Below are 21,608 nucleotides of genomic sequence, written 5' to 3' on the forward strand. Positions count from 1 at the left end.
GTTAGGCGTTAAAGATCGTCGAGGATCGCCAGTGCGTCAGTCAGCTTTTTCACGCCAAACACCTGCATGTTGGCGGGGGGCGTTTTGGCGCATTGGCATGCGGGACGATGGCGCGCTTGAAGCCGTGTTTGGCCGCTTCGGAAATACGTTCCTGACCGCTGGGCACTGGCCTTATCTCGCCGGATAGCCCCACTTCGCCGAACACCACCAGATCCTGCGGCAGCGGCCTGTTGCGCAGGCTGGAGACCAACGATAGCAGCAGTGCCAGATCGGCGCTGGTTTCGGTGACTTTTACGCCACCAACCACGTTCACGAACACATCCTGATCCGCCATTTGCAGTCCGCCGTGGCGGTGTAACACGGCGAGCAGGAAGCGCCAGTCGGTTCTGTTCCAGACCGACGGCGACGCGGCGAGGGTTGGCCATCATCGAGTGATCCACCAACGCCTGAATCTCCACCAGCAGAGGACGCGTGCCTTCCCACACCACCATAACGGAGCTGCCGGACATCACTTCATCACCACGGCTGAGAAAAATGGCAGAGTGGTTGCTGACTTCGCGCAATCCCTGCTCGGTCATGGCGAACACTCCCAATTCATTGACGGCACCGAAACGGTTTTTATGGCTGCGCAGGGTACGAAAACGGGAATCTGTATCACCGTCGAGCAGCACGGAGCAGTCAATGCAGTGCTCCAGCACCTTGGGGCCAGCCAATGAACCATCTTTGGTAACGTGGCCCACCATCACGATAGCGACACCGCGCGTTTTGGCAAAGCGGGTGAGATAGGCGGCGGTTTCCCGCACCTGTGCCACGCTGCCGGGTGAGGATTGGATATCGGCCAGATGCATCACCTGAATCGAGTCGATCACTATCAGCCTGGGCTGCTCCTGTTCGGCAATCAGACAGATTTGCTCGATGCTGGTTTCGGACAGCATATTGAGATGCTGGGTTGGCAGGCCCAAGCGGTGCGCGCGCATCGCCACCTGCTGTAGCGACTCTTCTCCTGTGACGTACAGTTTTCATCTGTTCAGAGAGCTTGCACAAGGTTTGCAGCAGCAGGGTACTTTTCCCCGCGCCGGGGTTGCCCTCGATCAGAATGGCGCTGCCGGGCACCACGCCGCCGCCCAACACGCGATCGAACTCGCTAAAGCCGGTGGAAAAACGCGGTAGCGCTTCCAGGCTGATGTCAGAGAGTTTTTGTACGCGGCTGATGCCTTCATGGTCGCCCGCATAGCCAGTTCGGCGATCGTGGCGAGACGTCGCGGCGGCGGCCAGCCGCACTTCGGTAATGGTGTTCCAGGCGTTACAGACGCTGCATTGGCCCTGCAAGCGCGGATAATCGGCACCACATTCGTTGCAAACGAAGGCGCGTTTAACGGCTTTTGCCACGATTCACCCCACTGCTCTTAGCGTTTTTCGTGCCGCAGGCTGCCGCTCAGTACGCACATGACGCAGGTTAAATCGGCGTGACGGATGCCTGCTCATTCACTTTGGGTTTGGCATGATAGGCGATGCCGAGCCCGGATGCCTTGATCATCACCAGATCGTTGGCCCCGTCACCGATGGCAATGGTCTGCTCTTCGGGGATCTCCAGCTTCTCCGCCAGTTGGCGCAGGGTTTTGGCTTTATATTTGGCATCGACGATTGGACCTATCACTTCGCCGGTCAGCTTACCGTCGCGCAAACCCATTCCGTTGGCCACTGCCGCCACCAGGCCGAGTTTCTCTTTCAGATGATCGGCGAAATAGGTGAAGCCGCCGGACGCAATGGCGACGTGCCAGCCAGCCGCCTGCAACTGCTAGACCATGTAGGTCAGCCCTGGCATCAGCGGCAGATTTTTGCGCACTTTTTGCAGGATATCAGCATTGGCTCCCTTAAGGGTGCCCACGCGCTCGCGCAGACTGGCGGAGAAATCCAACTCATCGCGCATCGCCCGTTCGGTGATCGCCGCCACCTTCTCTCCGGTGCCGGCCAGTTTGGCGATTTCATCAATACACTCGATCTGAATGGCGGTGGAATCCATGTACATCACCAGTAAACCGGGCGCACGCAGCGTCGGGGTGTTGCACATCGGGGCCACATCCATCCCCAGTTCATGAGCCAGTTTGGTGGCGCGTGGCGTGAGCGAACCGGCCAGCCAAACGCACCACCTGATAATCTTCCACGTTCCAGGCGCTGACGATCACCATCGCCGCACCGAGCTTGCGCTGGTAACGCAAAAGCAAGTTTTTATCCAGTACGTCGCCGTACAGCAGCCAGCCGGTGTCCCCCGCGCGATAGTCGAGCGGCATCACTTCATCACCGCTGAGTGATAACGGCAGTCCCGGCCAACAGTTAATCTCGTTAGGGAGATCACGGTAGGTCTGACTATTCGGCATGGGGCATCCTCTTCTGGCAAAAATAGCGCGTACTGACGCGGGTAAACATAACAGAACATCACTCAGAAAACAGGGCAACAAGCTATCCTATCGCTATCGCTTCTGGCAACATGAAAGTATGCAAATCGCTCAGGGATTCTCATGGTCCACACCCGGTTAAAATTCCGCTTACACCGCACCGCTATTGTACTGATCTGCCTGGCGCTGCTGGTTGCATTGATGCAGGTGGCGTCCTATTTCAGCCTGAGTCATCAAATGGCGCGTTCCGAGCAGGTTGAAGACATTGCACGCACGCTGGCGCGGCAGGTGGCGTTCAGCCTGACGCCGCTGATGGAAAGCAACGATGATAACAGCCAGAAAATCAGCACGATGCTGGCGCAGTTAACGCAAAATAGCCGCATTCTCGACGCGGCACTCTATCAGCAGGACGGTTCATTGATTGCCCGTACTGGAGAAGAGGTTGTGGTGCGCGATCGGCTGGCGCTGGATGGCAAGCGGGTGGGGAGTTATTTCAACCACCAGATTGTGCAGCCCATCAACGGCAAGGATGGCCCGATCGGGTTTCTGCGCATGACGCTCGATACTCACGTGTTGGCGACCGAAGCCAAGCAGGTCGATAACACTACCAATATCTTGCGCCTGATGATTCTGCTGGCGTTAGCGATCGGCATTATTCTGGCCCGCACGCTGTTGCAGCACCGCCGCAGCCGCTGGCAGCAGTCACCCTATCTGCTCACCGTCAACACGCCGGTAAAGGAAGATGACGAGAATACCTCATCGCCTGTGCCGGAAGAGAAAACGGACAAGCCTGAGTCATAACTATAGATCAGTAACGGTGGCGCGCGTTGTGGCGTGCTGCCGTGCCACTTCTCGGCTTTTGGTTACCATTCCCGCCTTATTGGTATAATGCATTTCTCATTAATTGCGTGTTTGTCGTATACGTTACATTTATTCTTGTGATTTCAATCACGTCAGCTCAGTGGTTATTTTCCCTTATAAAAAAAATTTAATCTTCATCACAGTTTTTGGCGCATTACGGGCGCTTAATTGGTATGACATATTTTGTTGTGGTCATGTATGTAGAAAAGAAATGTCTGACTAATTTTGTTTTTTATTCAATGTTGACGGGGAAAATATGAATTTTATTATTGAGGCGCTGCCCCATTATATGGGTGGCTCTGGGCGTCGTTTTGCTGTTAATTTTAAATATGAAATTTAAAATTAACGGGATGTTGGCACTGCTGCTCGCGGCGATGTTTGTCGGTGTGTGTGAAGAGTTACCACTTGAGGCAATTGGTAAATCGATTAAAAACGGCGTCGGCAGTACGCTGGGGCATTCGGCATTAATTATTCTGTTTGGTGCCATTCTGGGTAAATTGATGGTGGATTCCGGTGCGGCGCAGCGGGTTTCATCAACGCTACTGAAAAGATTCGGGCCGCAGAAAGTCCAATGGGCTATTTTGGTTATCGGATTAATTTTCGGTCTGGCCATGTTCTATGAAGTGGCTTTCCTGATTTTAGCACCTTTGGTTATCAGTATTGCCCGAGAAGCAAAAATCCCTTTCCTGAAATTGGGTATCACCATGGTTGCCGCCGCAACAACGGCGCACAGCCTGGCCCCACCGCGCTGGTGACTGCATTCCATGCGGATATGGGGATGGTGTATATTTACGGGATTATCGTTGCCGTTCCTACCGTAATTTGCTCGGGCATCCTGTTGCCTAAACTGCTGGGGAATTTGGATCGTCCTATTCCTGAGTTATTGGAATCGCAAAAGGTATTTTCTGATGATGAGATGCCAAGCTTTGCGATCAGCCTGTTAGTGCCGCTGATCCCGGCGATTATTATTACCGGTGTTACGGTGCTGAAGCTGTTTATTGCCAAAAATAGCGTGGTGCTGCCTTTTCTTAATTTTATCGGCAATGCGCAAATCAGTATGTTGATTGCGGTATTGGTCAGCCTGTTTGCCTTCGGAGTTAATCGCGGCAGAAGTATGTCCGATGTCATGAAATCCTACACCGTCGCCATTGAAAAAGTGGCGATGGTGGTCTTTATCATCGGTGCAGGCGGCGCGTTTAAACAAATTATCATGGACACCGGCGTCGGTGATTATATTGCGGATATGATGCGACATTCATCGATATCATCGCTGATCATGGCCTGGTTTATAACTGTGCTGCTGCGTCTTGCTACCGGTGCCGGCACTGTCTCCGCCATCACGGCGGCAGGGATTGTCGACCCGATGATCACCACTTTTAACGTCAACCCGGCGCTGATGGTGCTCGCCACCGCTTCTGGGAGTAACACCCTGACGCACGTTAACGATGCTGCGTTCTGGTTGTTTAAAGAGTATTTTGGGCTGTCGATTAAAGACACCTTCAAAACCTTGGGGCTGTTGGAACTGACCAACTCAGTGGTGGGGTTACTGATCGTGCTGCTGCTGTCGCTGGTTGTGTAACCCGTTACCGACCATCTCCGTCATTCCCGCGAAGGCGGGAACCCCTTACAGGGAGAACGCGTTCCTTCTGCACAAGTTCCCCGGCCTTCGCCGAGGATGACTAAGGTGATGGGAATGACGGAGGTCTGGTATCACTTAACGTTTGCGCGCCACGATAAACAGGCGCGGGAACGCCAGCAGGCGTTTGCCGTCGGCGTGTGGCGGGTAGGCCGTTTCCAACTGTTGGCGATAGCTATCAAGGAATACAGCCTGTTCGGCCACCGCGCGCATCAGTCGGTGGCTGGGTTCGTCCAGATTATCCGGCATTTGCACTGCCAGCATACCCCCTTGCGCCAACTGCTGTGCCAGGTGCGGAAACAACTGTGCGTGCTCCGGCACCCATTGCAACGAGGCGTTGGCATAAATCACATCCTGTGGCTGTGCGGGCCGCCAGGTGGCGATATCCGCTTGCACAAACTGCTGTTGCGGCAGGCGTTCGCGCGCTTGTGCCAGCATGGCTGCCGAGGTATCGACGCCTGTCACCGTCGCGTGCGGCCACGCTTGCGCTAACAGTTCAGTACTGTTACCTGGTCCGCAGCCCAGATCGCTGACGGTATCGGGATTCGGATGGGCAATGCGGGCAACCAACTCCTGTGCCGGGCGGGTACGTTCGTTGGCAAAGCGTAAATAGAGTGCGGGGTTCCAATCTTTCATCGTTGCTCCTGATGGGTAGCAGACGCGGCAGGGTGAAAACAGCATGCCAGATTTCTTTCTCTGGTGCTTGTGGGGATACGTTGCCTTTTATTTCCAACGTATTGCGCGAATATGCGCCGATTGATTGTGTCTCACCCACAAATCAGGGAAAATACCCGGCTAATACGTTTTTTTCCCCACTTTGCCTGACGCGAACATCCTGATGCCGATGCTCTCGCCGGGTGGTTAACATAAGAAACCTGAAAATCATGTCTCCAAGTGAATACGCTCGCGAAGTTGAGAAACGCAGAACGTTAGCCATTATCTCTCACCCCGATAACTAACCCCCCCCCAACATTTCCTTTCAATAGCTATCATTCTTTGTCAAAGTCTTTCATTCTAACTATATAATTAATTGTTTTATAGTTATTAATGTTGCTGATTAAGTTCAATTCCTTTCAATTCATAATCAACTTCATTCAATTCCTTGCTCTAAATTTCTGTACATGTCTTTGTACATAATGTAAAAATCGGACGTGTCTTTTTAGATATGTACAAGAGGTGGAGTATGTCTCTCTCAGACGCTTGGTTACGTTCAGTGGCGGGTAAAGAGCGCTATAAAGTGTTGGTCAAGGCCGACCGGGATGGCCTGTCTGTCAGGGTGTCGCCAAAGGGAAAAATAGTGTTCCAGTACCGCTATCAATAGGCGGGTAAGGGGGAACGTGTTGATATCGGGACCTACCCCGCTACCGGGCTAAAAGAGGCCAGGGATGAAGTTATAAGACTGCGTGGTGAGCTTGAAGCAAATCGCAACCCTAAATTTTCGTGTGGATGAGCGCCGGCAGGTTATGGACGCTGTGTCTGTTGAGTATGTTATAAGGGAGTAGCATAAGGCGTACTGCATCAAAAATAAAAAAGGTGCCGATCAAATAATCCAATCTTTCGAGATTCACATTTTTCCGAGGCTTGGCGTCCGTCCACATGATATGACGTCTTTGCATGACTGGCTGGATATTTTAGAGCCATTAGCGCAAAAAACACCTGGGATTGCTGATAGGGTATTGATCAATGCAAAGCAGGCGCATAGCTGGGCTTTTAGGCGCAAGATTAGCAGTGCCAAGCCCCTGCACGAAATAACGAGTAAAGATTTAGACATAAGTAAAGGTGAAGGTTCGCGGGTGTTAGACCCTAAAGAAATCAGTATTCTTTATGCCTGCATTCATGGCTCAAGGATGGTTCCAAAATACAAAATATTCATAGAGCTACTTCTGCATTTTGGGTGTAGGTCTGGTGAGTTGCTAAATGCCAAAGTAGAACACTTCGATCTTATTAATAAGATATGGACTGTTCCGCCCGAGAATCACAAAGCTGGCTCAGTTACAGGCAGATCGTTGAAGCGGCCTATTATCCCGCAGGCTGAAAAATTAATCGAAGCTGTTATTGCCATGAATAGTGGGTCTACTTTTGTTTTCACAAAAGAAGGGAAAAAGGAAGTTGTAAGGCGCTCATCTCTTTCGCCGCTACCCTATAACATTATGCAGTATGCTTGGCGTAGGTTGGATTACCGATTTCCTCACTGGTCGCTTCATGATCTCAGAAGGACGGCTCGAACAAATTTTTCTGATTTTGTCGAGTCGCATGTGGCTGAAATAATGTTAGGACATAAACTGCCGGGTGTGTGGCAGGTGTATGACAAAAGTGACTACCTGGACGAGCAACGAAAAGCATATTCGACATGGTGGACCCGCGTTGAGTCTTTTGTGAATAGCGCTACTCAATAACACCAGCAAATTTATGAATTTTATGTGTTGCCCAGCGGTTAGGACATGACTTAATGTCTGGATCGGGAAAGTCTGGGCGATTTTTTTTTTCCTGTTTTACGGTTGACGCTATTCCAGCGCAGAACGGTGGACACTGAAACACCGCAATAATCAGCAACTTCTTGTGTTTTCATCAAATCAGACATTTTTCACCCCCGCCTTTAACTTAGCCCGATGTACGCAGGCCAGAAATGCCGCTTTTGGAAAATACCGTTTCATTTCATCAATCAGATATTCGTTATGATGGTGACGGTTTGCCTCGATAGCCTCTTTTTCCTGCTGGCGCAGGATCGCCAATTTATCGCAGATAGCACGATGAACCTTTCCGCATTTTTTCTTTGCTATACCAGCCCGAAAGCGCCAACCGTCATCACGATCCTTGCCAAGCTCTAACTGGATGGCGATATCATCAATGCTTTGGTTGATGTTTGATAGGGCAATCAGCAGCTCTCCGATCGTGTTTAGGCTTTCTACATCAATGCGATTTTTCACTTTCGCCCCCCATTAACTTACGGGCGACATCTGGGCCAAGTTCTTGCGCCATGTCACCGAATTGATCCAGCAAGCAGTTGAACCAGTGAATCCCACCATGCGTTAACTTTGTGGGTTGTCCCCAATAAGCGAGATAACTTTCATGCTTCACGGTATCCTCGTGGGTGGTATCCAATATCGTCATGTACCAGTTAAAGCGGCGTCATACTGAGTACCCAGCATCCTCAAGATGGGTATCAATAAACCTTTGCAGCGCTATCGAACTGATGGCGATATCCCCGTAACGATGGCGGTAGATTGCGTGGCGATGAATGGCAATCTGGTGAACAAGAGACGCCTCACAAACCAATACCAGTGCTAACTGGTGCTGTTCTTCAAGCGTTCCGGCTATGTTGGGTGTGTTCATTGTGCTGCCTCCCGTGCTACCGTCTTGTATGCTCGTAACATTGCTGGCGATGCGCCCGAAATAACCGACTTCATCAGAAACAAGCCTGATCGCGCCGCTCTGACATCTGTCGCAAACAGTGCAGCATTTACCACTCGGTTGTGCTTGCGAAACTCAAAGGCGGTGCTAGTGATGGTGATCGTGGCTATGGCCCCTTTGTCCTGGTAGTCAAATGTCATGCAGGCGTCCCCCATAGCAGGCGCGATAGCAAATGCGCCACGGCAATAAAGCAGTAGAAGCCAGCCGTAAGCCCGACACCCGCGAGACTCGAAAAGAACAGGGTAAACATCACCAGTCCAGACACTTTTTTCATGCACCACCCCCGCTCCAGTCTTCGCGGCCCATACGAACAGGCATTACGACAAATTGGGGATTGCCGAATGCGGCACCTATCGCTTTATCAAAGAGGAATCGACACCCAGACGTTTCCCCAGATGGGGCTATCTTCACAGGTACAAATTTACGTTCACGGCCAAACATTTTGGCAGGGTAGGCCATGTATTCGCCCTGAACGGCGGGAATGACACTATCGTTGATAGTGGTCGGGATCACCCGGTCCAAATCGGGAAAGCGGCCGTCAAGCAACCGTGTGGCGGTAATGGAGATACGCAGCCCGTTATAATCACGGTGAACCGCTATGGGATCCTTATTGAATACCAGTTCCGTGGTTTCAGCCTTAACCGGTACTGGCCCGTCAAACTTAACGATGATGTTTTTGCGCGTTTTGATCCCGTGCTCCATGCGCAGGGCGACATGTCCGTTGGTTGCCTCGATATATTTCGGCGTGATATGCACCCCTTCGAGGTAATAGCGCGGATCGGCTTTGGCCACACACACCAGCGCAGCGCGGAGGAGACTGGTTTAAATAATCATGCTTTGCCCCCCAGATTAACTACCTGAAAACGTCCCATTGCCGGGTGCTCAAGGATTTGGTAAGGTTCCGTCGCTTCCGCTGGTCGGGAAGCCCTCTGATTCCAGATGGCGTGAGACATTTCAAGCCCATTGGGGGCCAGGCTAACACCACAACAATCGCACCGAACAACACACATCGTTTCGCCTTCGTGCGTAACTGGATCGATATCAATTTCATCATTTCCGCAAAGCGGGCAGGGAAGCAGTTCCATTATTTATCCTCCGGTGTATAAGTGGCTTTGTCGTGGCTGTATTCGCCGTTCCATGTCTTTTTCATTGGTAACTCGCCTTTCATATAAAGCTTATAAAGGCGGTGACAGCCTTTCTCCAGCAAGACGGAGGTATACTTTTCAAACTGATCCATGCCGTGAGGTGTAATGTCTGTTTTTTCCTCAGGCAGATACTTATCACGCGCATAGGAAGCTACACGCCATTTAGGGCTTTTCTCAGGATCTCGACGCGAGTTATAGACCCAGCCACGTTCGCAGGCCCACCACATCATTTTGTTGACGTTGACGCCGTTCAACCCTTTGCAGAATGCCGGGATCGTCATACCTTTGGTGAAGTGCTTTTCCAGGCTGCCTACGGTCGCAGTTAATAGCTGGTTCTCACCTGTTAAGCGCTGATTGTCGTCTGAGTAGTTCATCAATAACCCACGCAATGTGGTCGGGTCATTCAGCAAGCGCATAGCGTCAACTGGCGCGGATTTTTGCATGTCCTCCAGCTTATTCACCAGTGATCGGCGCACGGCCTTTGACTCACGAGCTGCAACCCGTAGCGCCTGCTTGATTTCCATGTTGATGACCTCAGCGGGCCGGCCGCCAAAACTGCCAGAAGGTTTTACGAAAGTTTCGTAATACTCCCCGTCCAGCTCATCTTTGATGCGGTCAATAAAATCGTTATTGCGAATTGGTTTTTCACTGCACTCTTTACGCGCCTCATTGACCATTTGCAGTAAATGCTGGCTGTCGATAGTTTGGCTTTGTGTGGCGCTCAGATTTAAAGCGCTGGTGGTCATTTCGGTTTTAGTAGTCATAAGTCAATCCTCTTACCTATTTCCTTTTATTGCCCGGCACACAGCCGGGCTGGTGGATTACTTGACCTGAATGAACGGCGTGCCTGCACCGTTGGTCATGTATTGCGGCAATGCTCCGCTCCATTTATTGATTGCCTCAAGTTGAAGAACCTCTGGGTTTTCGTGAAGCGCCTGGCCACGAATACGGATTGACTCTGCCTCCGCTTTAGCCAGCGTCATTTTGGCGTCGGCCTGACCATCGGCCTCTGCACGCAGCATGTTGGCTTCTGCTTCGCGCTGTTTTACTTCTTGCTCACGTTGCATGGTTTTCTGGTTAGCGGTGACTTTGGCGTTAATACTGTCTATCACCGTTGGCGGGTATTCCGGCTTGCCAACATAGGACAGACTGATTACCTGAATACCGATAGGCTCCATGTCGTCCTGAATTTCTTTCAGGGCGCTGGCTAACAGGTCGGCCTTTCCGCCGTCGATAAATTTATCCGTGCTCATGCGGCTGGCCAGACGGTTAAGCGCGTCGGCTATCTTCTGGCGCAGATCGGTATCAGTAATATCGTCAACACCTTTGCGGTATGTCTGGAAAAAAGTTGTTACTTTGGTTGGATCAACCTTGTAGGCCACGCCAATGAGATAACCAATGGTCGTGCCGTCGCTCATATGGAAACTGAAAGCGTGGTCGTAGATCTTCATTTGTTTGAAGGTTGGGAAGATGTATATCTCGGTATTCCAGCCAGTTCAGTAGCGGCCCACGCCGACAACTTCACCCACGCCCTTATCGTCACCCAGTTTATTTACCTTGATGCCAACATTACCCGGCTCAACGCGAGCACAACCTGTTATTACAAAGGCCGCAAAGGAGAGTAGTACTGCGCAAATAATCTTTTTCATTTCTTTTCCTTACCGATAAAGAGACCCTTAAAAATGGCGTACAGACACGGCGGGGTCATAAAAGCCAATGTCAGCCCGGAAATAACGCTTATCGTGTCCTTCATTGATATGAGAACAGGGACAAAGAGACCGTACACACTGGCAGCAATCACAAGCTAAATGACAATTCGTAAATAGTTTTTCACTGTTTATTTCCTTAAGAAATTACCCCAGTTTTTGTATGTTATTCACCGTTCTCATCTAATGTGCGGGTGACGAGATCTTCAATTAAAGAAAGCAATTCGTAACGACATTTATCCTCATCTGCGCTCGCTGTTAAATATTGCGCAGCAGCTAACAAATATTTAATTTTGATAATGGCGTCGATTGCGTCAATTTGGTTGTTGTTCCTTTTCTTAATAATTAAATTGTCAGGCATTGTTTTACCTCCGTTCTGCTGCTTCTTCACCCAGCCATTAAGCAGAATATCCACAAAGAAATAAAGCGGCTTCCGTTAAACCTTCACGTATAGCCTGATTCATTTCGTTAGCGTTGTTTGCTAGAACATAAAGGATGCATTTAACCTGAAATGCTCTATCACTGGCTTGTTCCAATGTTATTTCATGGCTCATGGCTCATGGCTCATGGCTCATGGCTCATGGCTCATGGCTTTTCCTTATCTTTTCTTTCTTTTTCCTCAATCCAACAAACTAAGTCGCTAGATAGGCCACTACATATCTTTGCAATAGATTTAATCTCCCAATCTTCTAAAACGTCAGGAAATTGCTCAACTAAACGCATGATGACGTATAGTTGATCGGCTTTTTGTCCTGCATCTGTCACAGACATCTCTTGGCTCATGCTTTACCACGGAATATTCGCTTCACGTCATGCAGTCATACGGCGCACAAAAGCTTCATCTTTGAAATTGCAATTGACATTTTCAGCTTCTGAATTAATTACATTTTGCATGTCGTCTGCTTTGCCATAAATCGCGGTTAAGGCATCTGCTACCACTTCTAAGTGGTTGTACCACTCTGGCGTCTCCAGCCAAGATATAGCGAGCTTGGCGATTGATGATATTTCTGAAAAACCAGATTGAGATAAGCAGTCCATATAATTGATAGTGTCCTGCAACTTGGATACGTCAGGCGTGTTATTCGGCATCTGACGCCTCCTTTTCTTTTTCGAGGATATAAACCGCAACCTCACCAGCTATATCGTTAGCCAGTTCCATCAAGTTGCCGTGCTCGACTTCGGTAATCTCATGCCCCTGAATAACAGCGATAAGGGAGGACAATTGGCAGCCTTTAACGGCGGCATCGCTGGCGCCCATATCAAGCATTTCCCACCTCCAGAACATTAGCCCCGTTATTGTCGATAGTATCACTTACAGCAGCCAAAATCATTTCACTCATAACCCCAACACCGAGAGGAGTTAATTTACTTCCGTCTTTATTTTGCATGTTGATGTATAGTGTTTTTATCTGGCTGGTGGCAGCTTCAAGTCCGAACTCTTCTACTCCTACATTCTCGATATACTTCACCATGCAGGAACTAACGTTACTTTCTGATACCTCCACGGTGGTTTTACTACCGTTCTCAAGTTTCATAATTGCCACGCTGCTACCATAATGGCGCTGGCAAAAATCCACGTATAAACGGGAAATATGTTTACGCTCAAATTCAATTTGGCTGAATGGTTTGTTATTTTTCACAATTAACACTCCACAGGTTTTAGGGTAAGGGATTCCCCCAGCGCTGGCGCTGTAATTAAAATTGATTTGGTTGTTTAATTAATACGGTCTGGATTTCATTAACTGGTTATAAATTTTCTCTGATTCTTTCTTTTGGTCTATCAGGGCTTCGTGCTTTATAGCCCATGTTCTAAATTTTTTATTCCAGCGTTCTGCATCCCGTTTCTGTTTTTGTTTTTCCGCTAACAATCGACTAATGCGTAGCTCGCAACGTGCATGTGCCAATTTGTACTCTGGTAGAACTTCCCCGCGCTCCCATGCCTCAGCATCTTCGCGATAAACATCGGGACGGCGAGAACTGCGATTAGCTCTACGGAATACCTTTTCAGTCATGAAATGCGCCAGACGGTTGATTGCTGTATCACGACTGAAACATTTTTTATAACGCCCGTGCCGATAGACCACGTATACAGGTAAATCTTTTAACTGGAACGCTGCATCAATTCCGCCATCGTCTATGATTTCATTCTCGTTGATGCGGTTGTAATCAATCTTTTCTGGGTTCATTGCCTTAACCTCTGCGTTGATGGAACGTCTTTATTTGACAGACCTTCTCTATACGCCCAATTATTTGAATTCGATGTTGCTCACTTTCTTCAAGTCGCCATGTTTGATATTGCTTGTTATCAGATATGACTAACATTGGTCCGCCAATATCCTATAAGCGCTTAACAAAAAAAGATCATTGAACTTAAAATAATAAATACCATCTTCAAAAAAACGATAGCGAGTAGTATCTATAAGTAGCTGATCGCGGCATTCAATCGTTCCAGACATGGAGTCATCAGGCATTGTAATAACGATTGCATCTCTTATGTCTTGGTATACAGGACCATTGATAACAGAAGGAGATACCGCATTACTTGTTATTAATCTAGTTGATTGCATAATTTCCCTCCGCTTCCCTTAATTGTCTTTTGGCTATGAAATGATATTCACCAGTTTCAGGATTGCTATACGTACAAATACAATTGCTGTTAACATCACCAACCATCGACATTGGTTCTGGTTCATCAATCCCGTATGCTTGTTTTAATTTCCACATGGCTAGAGTCCAGCCCCATCGGGTAGGATTGTTTTTGACGCAGCTCTGAGCGAGTTTTCTTGCTTTGCGATCAATCAATTTCATGATAAAACCGCCTGAGTATGTAAAATACTCTGTTTTATATAATCGCGTGTTCCGGGAATTTTTTTGCATCATCAGACGCCGATTCGTAATCCCTAAAGGCGTCTACGATGATGAACTCATTGCCGCTTTTTTTATATAAAGCAAATTCGATGGTATCTTGGTTGTAGCTTGTGAAAACAATCACGCTCTTTCCCGCATATAACTGTGAATGCGGAAAAGATGGCGCCCATCCTGAAGATAAGGGGAGGTGTTGTTTGAACTGAATAAAGGGGTATTCATCTCACTATCTCCGTTTCCGCTAGTGATATAAACATACAGATAAAACTGCATGTCAGTCAACAGTAAAATCTGTATTTATTTTTTGTTATGACATATTTATTTGTATTTAAAGATAAAAATAATAAAAAGCCGCCTCTCGGACGGCTGATCTTTCGAATGACTGATGAAAGAGATATGTATGGCGTTACCGTTTTCTGCGGTAGATGCGGTGCTCAATCATAGTGCCAATGATTTTTATTGAAACTTCAGCGCTGCTTACGGGCGCGTAATCGCTATTTAGCGGGATAAGATCAAAATGAATTTCCCCTCGCATCCCCAGCCCGGTAGGGCGATATTTTTTAAAAGTGGCCTCGTTGCTTCCGTTAGCAGCTACAACAAATTCGCCTGGGGCGGGTTCAACTTCAGGATCTACGATGATTACATCACCCTCTTTAAAATCGGGCTCCATCGAGTCTCCCGTGATTCTTAAAGCGAAGCTATGCTCTGATATATCCAAGTCTGTCATCACATACTCGAAACTGCCATCAATATCTCGAATGGGCTTGTTTTCGGCTAGCGCCCCAGCCTGAACATAACTTATCAATGGCACCTTCCGTGTATTCACTTCTGACGTTTTTAATAATAACCCACCCTGCATAAGCCATGCGGGATCACACCCGAGAGCACTAGAAATTCCAATAATATTTCTAGGTTTTTGGGTCTTCCCATCCTCTATGCTGGCCCATGACTGCTGTTTTATCCCAGCCTTTTCTGCGGCTTCGGTCTGACTCAAACCGAGTTCCAATCGACGACTTTTTACTCTACTAGCAAGACTCATAGTACACCCCCTGTATCGAATATTGACAGTTTAAACTGTATTTGACAAGCAGTAAAATCTGTTGGACTATACAAATAAAGCTGTGAGGTGTTTTATGGAGCTTATATCACAACGAATCAAACAGAAGCGACTGGAAAATAATTTCTCCCAAGCCCAGTTGGCTAAAAAGGTGGGGATGCGACAACAGTCTTTACAGGCTATTGAGTCTGGTAAAACAAAGCGCCACCGCTTGTTTTTTGAGCTGGCGGAGGCTCTTCAATGCGATCCCCATTGGTTACTTTATGGTGATAAACAATGACTCCTGAAACCTTCATCCGTAAACACATCATAGACCATCTGGTAGCAGAGGGTTTCCCTTCTGCGGTGGCTAGGGGGGGGCGGACGCAGGCATTGAGCATTACCGCCGCATGTCGCAGTCCAGCAAGAAAGGGGGGTTGCTTTGATGATTGTTTGTCCCGCGCTCGTCAATGGGCGCTTGGGCAAACTACAGCAGCAAAGCGAAAAACTGGCAAGAAAAAAGCCGGAAAGAGTGGCACCTCTAACCGGCTACTTTGATTTGCGGATATAAATCATGAGCAAAGATATCAATAAATCGTCAGGTTCATCAACAGATACCAGTGATTTTCTTTTCTCGTATCTGGTCACTAACGGGCGGGCACCTGATGACATTCATGAAATCGACGTGCGTGTATCACATGTTGGGAATGGCACGCTATCTATTGCTGGCTGTGCGGTAGATGCAGCGTCGGTGATTAAAGATCTATACCCCAATGTACGAGTTGAGTTGCTTTCCTTTCGTCCTCTCACCAAAGAGGAATCCAAATCTTTCAACGTCGCGATAGTGGCCGCTGACAACCAGGCTGGTGACGCATGACAACTTCCACCCCAACCAGTTCCGTGATGGCGCTCGACAGAACTTACCGCGATCCACGTGGCGTGATGGTTCATGTGACGGGCTACTGTCAGGACAAGCAACAGGTTTATTTCGACAGGCCAAATTACCCGCATGAATGCATGCAGCCAGTCTGGAAGTTTCAGCAATATTTCACGAGGACTGAAGAATGAAAGCTTATTTCGATGAAAACGCATCGCTGTGCGTGGAAGCAGAAAATAGCGCAGAGAAAGCCGCATTAACACTTTGGTGTGAAGTTAACGCACTGAACGGGATGAAGGGAACCACCCTAGAGGCAGTGGTCGATTCAAATAATATGGGGCTGTTACTGATGGTTAATGGTGCGATCATTTTTGATACGCCAGCCAAAACTATCGACGGTAACGCAAATAGTAACGCTGGTGGCGTTACACCTGAGTTTCAAAAAGCTTTACCAGAAGAAGTAAAAGAACTAAAAGATAAAAATACTTTGTCCGATTCTCGGACGAAGGAATCCGAACCCGACGAATCGGGCAAGTCACCTGCACAGGAAAACCCAGACACGGGAACCCTTGACGACAATCCCGATCCGGAATTTGCTGGTGCTGGTAATCCCTCCGATCCCGTCGAAACTGCCTTCGAGGATATTTTTTGGGTGGCAGGGTTGCGCAAGGACGCCAAAGCCAAATCAAAATCGGCATTCCGAACGAAATTCACAGCCTGGAAGAAAATCACTCGGGGCAGCGCTGACGAGTTCGCCCAGATGCTGGCGGATGATATTGGGTTGCGCTTGCGAACTGGCGTATTCGGATTTGACCGCCTGCTTCCCGCGTCCTACCTGAACGGTGAGCGCTGGAACGACGAAAAGCCCACGGCGCAAGGGGGGAGCGGTTCAACGCCGGGTGATCCCAAGCCGTTTGTATACAACGACCCTAATTATCGATTACGACGCCATGCGAAGCGCCATGGCTGGGAGTGTCCGGTGATGAGACGATTACTCAAACGATTACTGGTGTCTGGGTATAACCACGGAGTGCTGTGCGAAGGCTTGGTTACCTAGTGTTTTGTTAAATTTGATTTGCGGAGCGCGTGAGATGACACCAACTGAACTGTCTGAAAAGTTGTGGGATAGCGTTGATCGCGTCGCGAAGTACCTGCTACCAAACGGCAAAAAAGAGGGTAACGAGTGGTGTGTTGGTAGCGTTGGCGGTGAGGCAGGAAGAAGCCTCAAGGTAAATCTCGCTGGTGATAAAAAATGGGCTGATTTTGCCAGCGGTGACGGCGGTGATCTGCTGGATTTGTGGGTGCTGGTGCGCAATTGCCAACTTCATGATGCCATGCGTGAAGCGAAAGAATTTCTTGGGCTGAAAGACGATGACCGTCATTTTGAAGCGAAGAAAAAAACATTTTCCCGACCAAAGAAACAGGGGGTTAAAAAGGCCGAGCAATGTTACGCCTACCTTGAATCATGTGGTATCACGAGGGAAACAGCGGATAAATTTCGCATCAGTGACGCGGTAGTCTGGTTTGGTGATGAAAAACGCGAGCTGCCCGCTATCGCCTTTCCATACCTACGCAACGGAGAATTACTACAGGTTAAGCGGATCAGCACTGAACGGCCTAATGATAAAAAAATCATTATGGCTGAAGCTGACTGTGAACCGTGTCTGTTTGGCTGGCAAGCCATGCCTAACAATATGCGTATCGTTGTTCTGTGCGAGGGTGAAATTAATTGCATGACGTATCATCAGTACGGATTACCCGCGCTTTCTGTGCCGTTTGGTGGTGGAAAGGGGGCTAAACAGCAGTGGATCGAATACGAGTACCATAACCTTGATCGGTTTGATGAAATCTGGCTCAGCCTGGATAACGATGATGTGGGGTTGGAAGCCGCAAAGGAAATTGCTCGCCGTCTGGGTGAGCATCGCTGCCGACTGGTGGAATTGCCACACAAGGACATTAACGAGTGCTTACAGGCAGGGCTGACATCGGATGAAGTTATCGATGTTATGGAAAAGGCAAAATATTTCGATCCTGATGAGCTTTGCTCTGCGGGTGACTTGTTGCAAGAAACGATTGATGCCTTTGCGCACCGAGATGTCGGCTTGTTCAGCGGCCCATGGGACTCACTTAATCACAATTTCAGGTTTCGCTCATCTGAATTGACGCTGGTTAACGACGTTAACGGCCACGGGAAAACGGAGTTAGTGGGCCACATAGCCGTTGAAGCCATGAATCAAGGAATAAAAACCTGTATCGCCTCACTGGAACTGAAGCCCGGAAAAATGCTGGCCCGTCTCACGCGGCAAATTATTTGTACTGCAACCCCTGAGCGGCAGGAAACTATTCAGAGTAACGAATGGTTATCTGATCGACTATGGGTATTTAAGCTTAACCGGAACGGCAAAGGCTGGACGCCTGCTGGAGATTTTCGCTTATGCCCGGCGTCGATACGGCATTGAACTCTTCGTCATCGATAACCTGGCAAAATGCGGGCTGGATGAGGAAGACTATTCCTGGCAGAAGCATTTCATAGATACGCTGTTTGATTTTAAGAACGATCACAACTGTCACGTCATTCTAGTGACTCACGCCAGAAAAACAGATGAGAGCATACCCACCGGAAAAATGGACGTGAAAGGGACGGGGCGCTTACTGATATGCCAGATAACGTTATGTCCGTCTGGCATAATATTCCACGAGAAATGGCGCAACGAAAAGTGGACAGGTCCGGACTTGAATCCCTAAGCGACAAAGAAAAGCTGGCTATTAATACGCCTCCTGCACTCATACGCCTGTTAAAACAACGAGAGGGTGAGGGATGGATAGGGGATGTTGGCGCAACGTTCGATAAGCACTCTCATCAATTTCTGGAAGGAAACAAAACCGCATTTAATTATCTGGCTGGAAAAGCGCAAAGCGAAATCGATATGGAATGGGAAGCTGGAAACGTAACGAGGACGGCGTAATGAAAATTGAATCTGCCCTGAAATATTTCAATCAGAAATCTATGCACATAAACGATACCTCGCGTAATACCAGTCCTGACGCTCTCAACGGCACTGATATGATGGGTGCGCTCGGATACTGCCAGTCAAAGGCGCAGTTCGGCATGGCGGCATTCCTGGGCAAGGCAGGGATCAGCGAAGAGGATAAACACAAGGCCATTACCGAATTGGCGCAGTATGCGATGCGCAAGGCACCGAAGCATGTCGGCAAAGTCGCCGGCCGCCGCTTGGCCCGCTGTATGCAGATCCTTGCCGTACTTGCCTATGAGGAATACGCGCATTCTGCCAGCGCCAGCGTGACCTGTCACGACTGCAACGGTGAGGGGTTGGTGAAGGTTGAGCGTGATGTTGTGACCTACCTAGGTTACATCGGTATGGACGGCGAAGAGAAGATCGCGCCGACGACGAAACGCCAGGTGGTCCGCGAGATTTGCCAGACCTGCAACGGCAAAGGGAAAATTCACAAACGCTGTCGCAACTGCAAGGGAACGGGAAAGGCGCTTGACCGCAAGGCAACCAACGCCAACAGCGCACCAGTGATAAAAGATTGTGAGCGCTGCGGTGGAAAAGGAGTCAGTCGTATGCCCTCATCCGTGGCCTACAAAGCGATTACAGCGTTGCTTCCTGATCTAACGCAATCATCATGGTCACGCAACTGGAAGCCGTTCTATGAAGCGCTGGTGGTGAAATGCGATATAGAGGAAGGCGTGGCCGCTATCGAGTTCCACAAAATAACCAAGTAATGCGCGTTCGGTACGGATGCCGACATTTTTCAAACATGGTCTTGCATTTTGCATAAAGTTGGTGTAGATCCTTTAGATAGCGGAATCTTGTATCCAAATCACTCTGACCTCGCCAACGTGCGGGGTTTTTTGATGGTTCCCTTGGGACTTGTAAGACCTCTAGGTGACGGGAAGCCAGGCATGGTAAAGGGGTGATGACAAGCCCACCGTTCCTGCGAAGGGGCACCAGAAATGGTGCCTTTTGTCATTTATATAAGCGTCACCCTTGAATCATCGAGCGGGTATGCTCAGCTTCAGCTTGCAGCTTCCACCGCTTGATATATGAAACATTATTCTCTTCTGGTGTTTGGGTTTTTGTATATTGACAGCGACTGATTGTTGAATAAAATCTTCTGGTGTCGCACATCTGAATTTGTTGGTCCATCCATATCAGTTTGGCTAAGATGTGCGATAAGACCCCAGTTAACTGCTGGGGTTCTTCTATTTCAGGGTCAGACGCACAGCGGTTGTGCGCTCGGCTGTTAACCGAATGGTCGAAGGTTCGAATCCTTTCTGTCCCGCCACATTTCAGGCTGCGCTAATTGCTCGGCCTTTTTTATTTCCCCTTTTAACAACAAAGCGCCCCGTTATTGCGGAGGTGGGGTCATGCGTATGTCAAATATTACAACGGGCGTCTCATACGGCGCGTCGGGCGTTAGTGGAGGCTACTGGATGTTGCAATTGCTCGACACAGTATCACCGACGCAATGGGCGGCGATTGGCGTTCCCGGTAGCCTGCTATTTGGCTTACTCACGTTTCTGACCAACCTGTATTTCAAGGTCAAGGAAGATCGCCGCAAAGAAGCGCGGGGTGAATGAGCATGAGCAAGCGTAAAATTGCAGCCGGTGTAGTGTGCTCTGTCGGCGTAATCATCGGCATTGTGATGGATAACGGCCAGGTGCGAACCAATCAGGCTGGGCTGGAACTTATCGGTAATGCCGAATCATGCCGCCATGACCCTTACGTTTGTCCGGCTGGTATTTTGACTGATGGCATTGGCAATACGCATGGCGTCGTTGGTGGCATCCGTAAGACGGACTAGAAGATTGCCGCAGACTGGCAAAAAAAACATCCTTGAGGCTGAAAGCTGCGTTGATAAATACGCCGCTGGTAAGAAGTTGCCTGATAACTCATTCAGCGCAGCAGTAAGCATTGCCTTTAATGCTGGCTGTCCAAAGGTGATGACATCAACCATGTTTCAGTTATTCCGCACTGGAAGCATTGTGGCTGCGTGTGAGCAGTTTCCGCGTTGGGTATATAGCGGTGAGAAAAAACTTCCTGGCCTCGTTGCTCGGCGCGAGAAGGAGCGTGAGCTATGTCTATCAGGGCTACAGTAATCGCTGTTCTGCTTGCCCTCATTGCTGCGCTGTCATTCAGCGTCTACTACTACCACGACGCATACAGCGACACAAACGAAGACCTCAAAGCAGCAGCGCGGAAACAGCAGCAGGCTGAAACCATCGCTGGAAATGTGATCCAGTCGATGCGCATATTCAACGCTATTACTCGGGCTAACACTGATGAAAAACAGCAGATACAGCAGTGGTCGGAAAACAACGTGGTTTACATTCGTGAAAAGTTATCGACTGATGAATGTGTTAGTCGGCCTGTTCCTGATGATGTCGTTATCAAGCTGCGAGAGCACGCGGACAGAATACGTAACGGCACCCATCGTGCCGATCCCCGCTGAACTACTACAGGACTGTCCAGCACCGGAAATTCCGCATCAAATGCCCTACGGCAAGAGCGTAGAGCTGAATTAAGAACTGCTGACCGTTATTGAGAAGTGTAACGCCGACAAACGCAGCATTCGTGAAATCGAAGAATCACGCAACCACTGACACGGGAATACGTTCGTGATCAGTGCTTGAAATAACCAGCCCGTTA

The 21,608-nt window shown here is 49.1% G+C and carries 29 protein-coding genes, 1 tRNA gene and 6 pseudogenes; 14 read left to right on the top strand and 22 right to left on the bottom strand.

The window, feature by feature from the left end; all coding sequences use genetic code 11:
* Positions 1–8 precede the first annotated feature (8 nt).
* The 4 genes and pseudogenes from radA to JZM30_RS23570 all read right to left on the bottom strand — a co-directional run bounded on the left by radA (position 9) and on the right by JZM30_RS23570 (position 2,378).
* Positions 9–1,389: pseudogene (gene radA, locus JZM30_RS07980) on the bottom strand (DNA repair protein RadA).
* Between the two features lie 67 nt (positions 1,390–1,456).
* A complete protein-coding gene (locus tag JZM30_RS23560) occupies positions 1,457–1,795 on the bottom strand; it encodes an HAD-IB family phosphatase (RefSeq protein WP_286673516.1) in 339 nt (112 codons plus the stop codon).
* Between the two features lie 3 nt (positions 1,796–1,798).
* Positions 1,799–2,086, bottom strand: coding sequence for a phosphoserine phosphatase SerB (locus JZM30_RS23565; RefSeq protein ID WP_286673517.1), 288 nt, complete (start codon positions 2,084–2,086; stop codon positions 1,799–1,801).
* 7 nt (positions 2,087–2,093) lie between these two features.
* Positions 2,094–2,378 (bottom strand): DUF5609 domain-containing protein, encoded by a 285-nt coding sequence (locus JZM30_RS23570; protein WP_286673518.1) that lies wholly within the window; start codon positions 2,376–2,378, stop codon positions 2,094–2,096.
* 141 nt (positions 2,379–2,519) lie between these two features.
* Here JZM30_RS23570 and JZM30_RS07990 point away from each other — a divergent pair, with 141 nt between their 5' ends.
* Together JZM30_RS07990 and JZM30_RS07995 are read left to right on the top strand one after the other, a co-directional pair.
* Positions 2,520–3,197, top strand: coding sequence for a YtjB family periplasmic protein (locus JZM30_RS07990; RefSeq protein WP_252318282.1), 678 nt, complete (start codon positions 2,520–2,522; stop codon positions 3,195–3,197).
* A gap of 389 nt (positions 3,198–3,586) precedes the next feature.
* A pseudogene (locus JZM30_RS07995) lies at positions 3,587–4,836 on the top strand (gluconate:H+ symporter).
* Positions 4,837–4,971: 135 nt separating this feature from the next.
* Here JZM30_RS07995 and JZM30_RS08000 read toward each other — a convergent pair.
* A complete protein-coding gene (locus JZM30_RS08000; protein WP_252318283.1) occupies positions 4,972–5,529 on the bottom strand; it encodes a methyltransferase domain-containing protein in 558 nt (185 codons plus the stop codon).
* A 547-nt stretch (positions 5,530–6,076) separates the two neighbouring features.
* Between JZM30_RS08000 and JZM30_RS08005 the strand changes: the two are divergent.
* A pseudogene (locus JZM30_RS08005) lies at positions 6,077–7,289 on the top strand (tyrosine-type recombinase/integrase).
* A 177-nt stretch (positions 7,290–7,466) separates the two neighbouring features.
* Here the strand turns inward: JZM30_RS08005 and JZM30_RS08010 are convergent.
* The 17 genes and pseudogenes from JZM30_RS08010 to JZM30_RS08085 all read right to left on the bottom strand — a co-directional run bounded on the left by JZM30_RS08010 (position 7,467) and on the right by JZM30_RS08085 (position 15,059).
* Positions 7,467–7,820, bottom strand: a complete 354-nt coding sequence (locus JZM30_RS08010; RefSeq protein ID WP_252318284.1) for a hypothetical protein — start codon at positions 7,818–7,820, stop codon at positions 7,467–7,469.
* A 202-nt stretch (positions 7,821–8,022) separates the two neighbouring features.
* Complete coding sequence (locus tag JZM30_RS08015) at positions 8,023–8,226, bottom strand: hypothetical protein (protein WP_252318285.1); 204 nt, start codon at positions 8,224–8,226, stop codon at positions 8,023–8,025.
* Positions 8,223–8,444 (bottom strand): hypothetical protein, encoded by a 222-nt coding sequence (locus JZM30_RS08020; RefSeq protein ID WP_252318286.1) that lies wholly within the window; start codon positions 8,442–8,444, stop codon positions 8,223–8,225. The genes JZM30_RS08015 and JZM30_RS08020 overlap by 4 nt, the downstream gene beginning before the upstream one ends.
* Positions 8,441–8,578: a sodium:solute symporter gene (locus tag JZM30_RS08025; RefSeq protein WP_252318287.1), complete on the bottom strand. Its 138-nt coding sequence runs from the start codon at positions 8,576–8,578 to the stop codon at positions 8,441–8,443. The genes JZM30_RS08020 and JZM30_RS08025 overlap by 4 nt, the downstream gene beginning before the upstream one ends.
* A complete protein-coding gene (locus tag JZM30_RS08030; protein WP_438801482.1) occupies positions 8,575–9,096 on the bottom strand; it encodes a beta clamp domain-containing protein in 522 nt (173 codons plus the stop codon). Before JZM30_RS08030 ends, JZM30_RS08025 begins: the two co-directional genes overlap by 4 nt.
* Before the next feature lie 38 nt (positions 9,097–9,134).
* Positions 9,135–9,389, bottom strand: a complete 255-nt coding sequence (locus tag JZM30_RS08035) for a hypothetical protein (protein WP_252318288.1) — start codon at positions 9,387–9,389, stop codon at positions 9,135–9,137.
* A complete protein-coding gene (locus JZM30_RS08040) occupies positions 9,389–10,195 on the bottom strand; it encodes a hypothetical protein (protein WP_252318289.1) in 807 nt (268 codons plus the stop codon). The genes JZM30_RS08035 and JZM30_RS08040 overlap by 1 nt, the downstream gene beginning before the upstream one ends.
* Positions 10,196–10,270: 75 nt before the next feature.
* Positions 10,271–11,098: pseudogene (locus tag JZM30_RS08045) on the bottom strand (SPFH domain-containing protein).
* Complete coding sequence (locus tag JZM30_RS23895; RefSeq protein ID WP_308167145.1) at positions 11,095–11,250, bottom strand: hypothetical protein; 156 nt, start codon at positions 11,248–11,250, stop codon at positions 11,095–11,097. The pseudogene JZM30_RS08045 and the gene JZM30_RS23895 overlap by 4 nt, the downstream one beginning before the upstream one ends.
* A 71-nt stretch (positions 11,251–11,321) precedes the next feature.
* Complete coding sequence (locus tag JZM30_RS08050; RefSeq protein WP_252318290.1) at positions 11,322–11,570, bottom strand: hypothetical protein; 249 nt, start codon at positions 11,568–11,570, stop codon at positions 11,322–11,324.
* 170 nt (positions 11,571–11,740) lie between these two features.
* Positions 11,741–11,938 carry a hypothetical protein gene (locus JZM30_RS08055; RefSeq protein WP_252318291.1) on the bottom strand — a complete coding sequence of 66 codons (198 nt, stop codon included), beginning with the start codon at positions 11,936–11,938 and terminating at the stop codon, positions 11,741–11,743.
* Between the two features lie 27 nt (positions 11,939–11,965).
* Positions 11,966–12,244 carry a hypothetical protein gene (locus JZM30_RS08060; protein WP_252318292.1) on the bottom strand — a complete coding sequence of 93 codons (279 nt, stop codon included), beginning with the start codon at positions 12,242–12,244 and terminating at the stop codon, positions 11,966–11,968.
* On the bottom strand, positions 12,234–12,422 hold the full coding sequence (locus JZM30_RS08065) for a hypothetical protein (RefSeq protein WP_252318293.1): 189 nt from the start codon (positions 12,420–12,422) through the stop codon (positions 12,234–12,236). Before JZM30_RS08065 ends, JZM30_RS08060 begins: the two co-directional genes overlap by 11 nt.
* A complete protein-coding gene (locus JZM30_RS08070; protein WP_252318294.1) occupies positions 12,415–12,795 on the bottom strand; it encodes a hypothetical protein in 381 nt (126 codons plus the stop codon). The genes JZM30_RS08065 and JZM30_RS08070 overlap by 8 nt, the downstream gene beginning before the upstream one ends.
* A gap of 78 nt (positions 12,796–12,873) precedes the next feature.
* Positions 12,874–13,341: a hypothetical protein gene (locus JZM30_RS08075; protein ID WP_252318295.1), complete on the bottom strand. Its 468-nt coding sequence runs from the start codon at positions 13,339–13,341 to the stop codon at positions 12,874–12,876.
* Positions 13,342–13,708: 367 nt separating this feature from the next.
* Positions 13,709–13,963, bottom strand: coding sequence for a hypothetical protein (locus JZM30_RS08080; RefSeq protein WP_252318296.1), 255 nt, complete (start codon positions 13,961–13,963; stop codon positions 13,709–13,711).
* 463 nt (positions 13,964–14,426) lie between these two features.
* Positions 14,427–15,059: a helix-turn-helix domain-containing protein gene (locus JZM30_RS08085; RefSeq protein ID WP_252318297.1), complete on the bottom strand. Its 633-nt coding sequence runs from the start codon at positions 15,057–15,059 to the stop codon at positions 14,427–14,429.
* Between the two features lie 61 nt (positions 15,060–15,120).
* Between JZM30_RS08085 and JZM30_RS08090 the strand changes: the two genes are divergently transcribed.
* The 11 genes and pseudogenes from JZM30_RS08090 to JZM30_RS24680 all read left to right on the top strand — a co-directional run bounded on the left by JZM30_RS08090 (position 15,121) and on the right by JZM30_RS24680 (position 21,484).
* Positions 15,121–15,357 carry a helix-turn-helix transcriptional regulator gene (locus tag JZM30_RS08090; RefSeq protein ID WP_438801483.1) on the top strand — a complete coding sequence of 79 codons (237 nt, stop codon included), beginning with the start codon at positions 15,121–15,123 and terminating at the stop codon, positions 15,355–15,357.
* 273 nt (positions 15,358–15,630) lie between these two features.
* Positions 15,631–15,933 carry a hypothetical protein gene (locus JZM30_RS08095; RefSeq protein ID WP_252318298.1) on the top strand — a complete coding sequence of 101 codons (303 nt, stop codon included), beginning with the start codon at positions 15,631–15,633 and terminating at the stop codon, positions 15,931–15,933.
* Complete coding sequence (locus tag JZM30_RS08100) at positions 15,930–16,124, top strand: DUF4222 domain-containing protein (protein WP_252318299.1); 195 nt, start codon at positions 15,930–15,932, stop codon at positions 16,122–16,124. Before JZM30_RS08095 ends, JZM30_RS08100 begins: the two co-directional genes overlap by 4 nt.
* Complete coding sequence (locus tag JZM30_RS08105) at positions 16,121–16,990, top strand: hypothetical protein (RefSeq protein ID WP_252318300.1); 870 nt, start codon at positions 16,121–16,123, stop codon at positions 16,988–16,990. Before JZM30_RS08100 ends, JZM30_RS08105 begins: the two co-directional genes overlap by 4 nt.
* Before the next feature lie 34 nt (positions 16,991–17,024).
* Positions 17,025–18,899 (top strand): annotated as a pseudogene (locus tag JZM30_RS08110) (toprim domain-containing protein).
* Positions 18,899–19,681, top strand: a complete 783-nt coding sequence (locus JZM30_RS08115; protein ID WP_252318301.1) for an antitermination protein Q — start codon at positions 18,899–18,901, stop codon at positions 19,679–19,681. Before JZM30_RS08110 ends, JZM30_RS08115 begins: the two are co-directional and overlap by 1 nt.
* Positions 19,682–20,169: 488 nt before the next feature.
* Positions 20,170–20,244, top strand: a tRNA-Asn gene (locus JZM30_RS08120).
* Between the two features lie 88 nt (positions 20,245–20,332).
* Positions 20,333–20,539: a class II holin family protein gene (locus tag JZM30_RS08125; protein WP_252318302.1), complete on the top strand. Its 207-nt coding sequence runs from the start codon at positions 20,333–20,335 to the stop codon at positions 20,537–20,539.
* A 2-nt stretch (positions 20,540–20,541) separates the two neighbouring features.
* Positions 20,542–21,058: pseudogene (locus tag JZM30_RS08130) on the top strand (lysozyme).
* Complete coding sequence (locus JZM30_RS08135; RefSeq protein ID WP_252318303.1) at positions 21,037–21,411, top strand: DUF2570 family protein; 375 nt, start codon at positions 21,037–21,039, stop codon at positions 21,409–21,411. Before JZM30_RS08130 ends, JZM30_RS08135 begins: the two are co-directional and overlap by 22 nt.
* Positions 21,395–21,484: a hypothetical protein gene (locus JZM30_RS24680; protein WP_438801484.1), complete on the top strand. Its 90-nt coding sequence runs from the start codon at positions 21,395–21,397 to the stop codon at positions 21,482–21,484. The genes JZM30_RS08135 and JZM30_RS24680 overlap by 17 nt, the downstream gene beginning before the upstream one ends.
* Positions 21,485–21,608 lie beyond the last annotated feature (124 nt).

Origin of the sequence: Candidatus Symbiopectobacterium endolongispinus, from assembly GCF_018777385.1 — a bacterium.
Taxonomy (GTDB): Bacteria; Pseudomonadota; Gammaproteobacteria; order Enterobacterales; family Enterobacteriaceae; genus Symbiopectobacterium; species Symbiopectobacterium endolongispinus.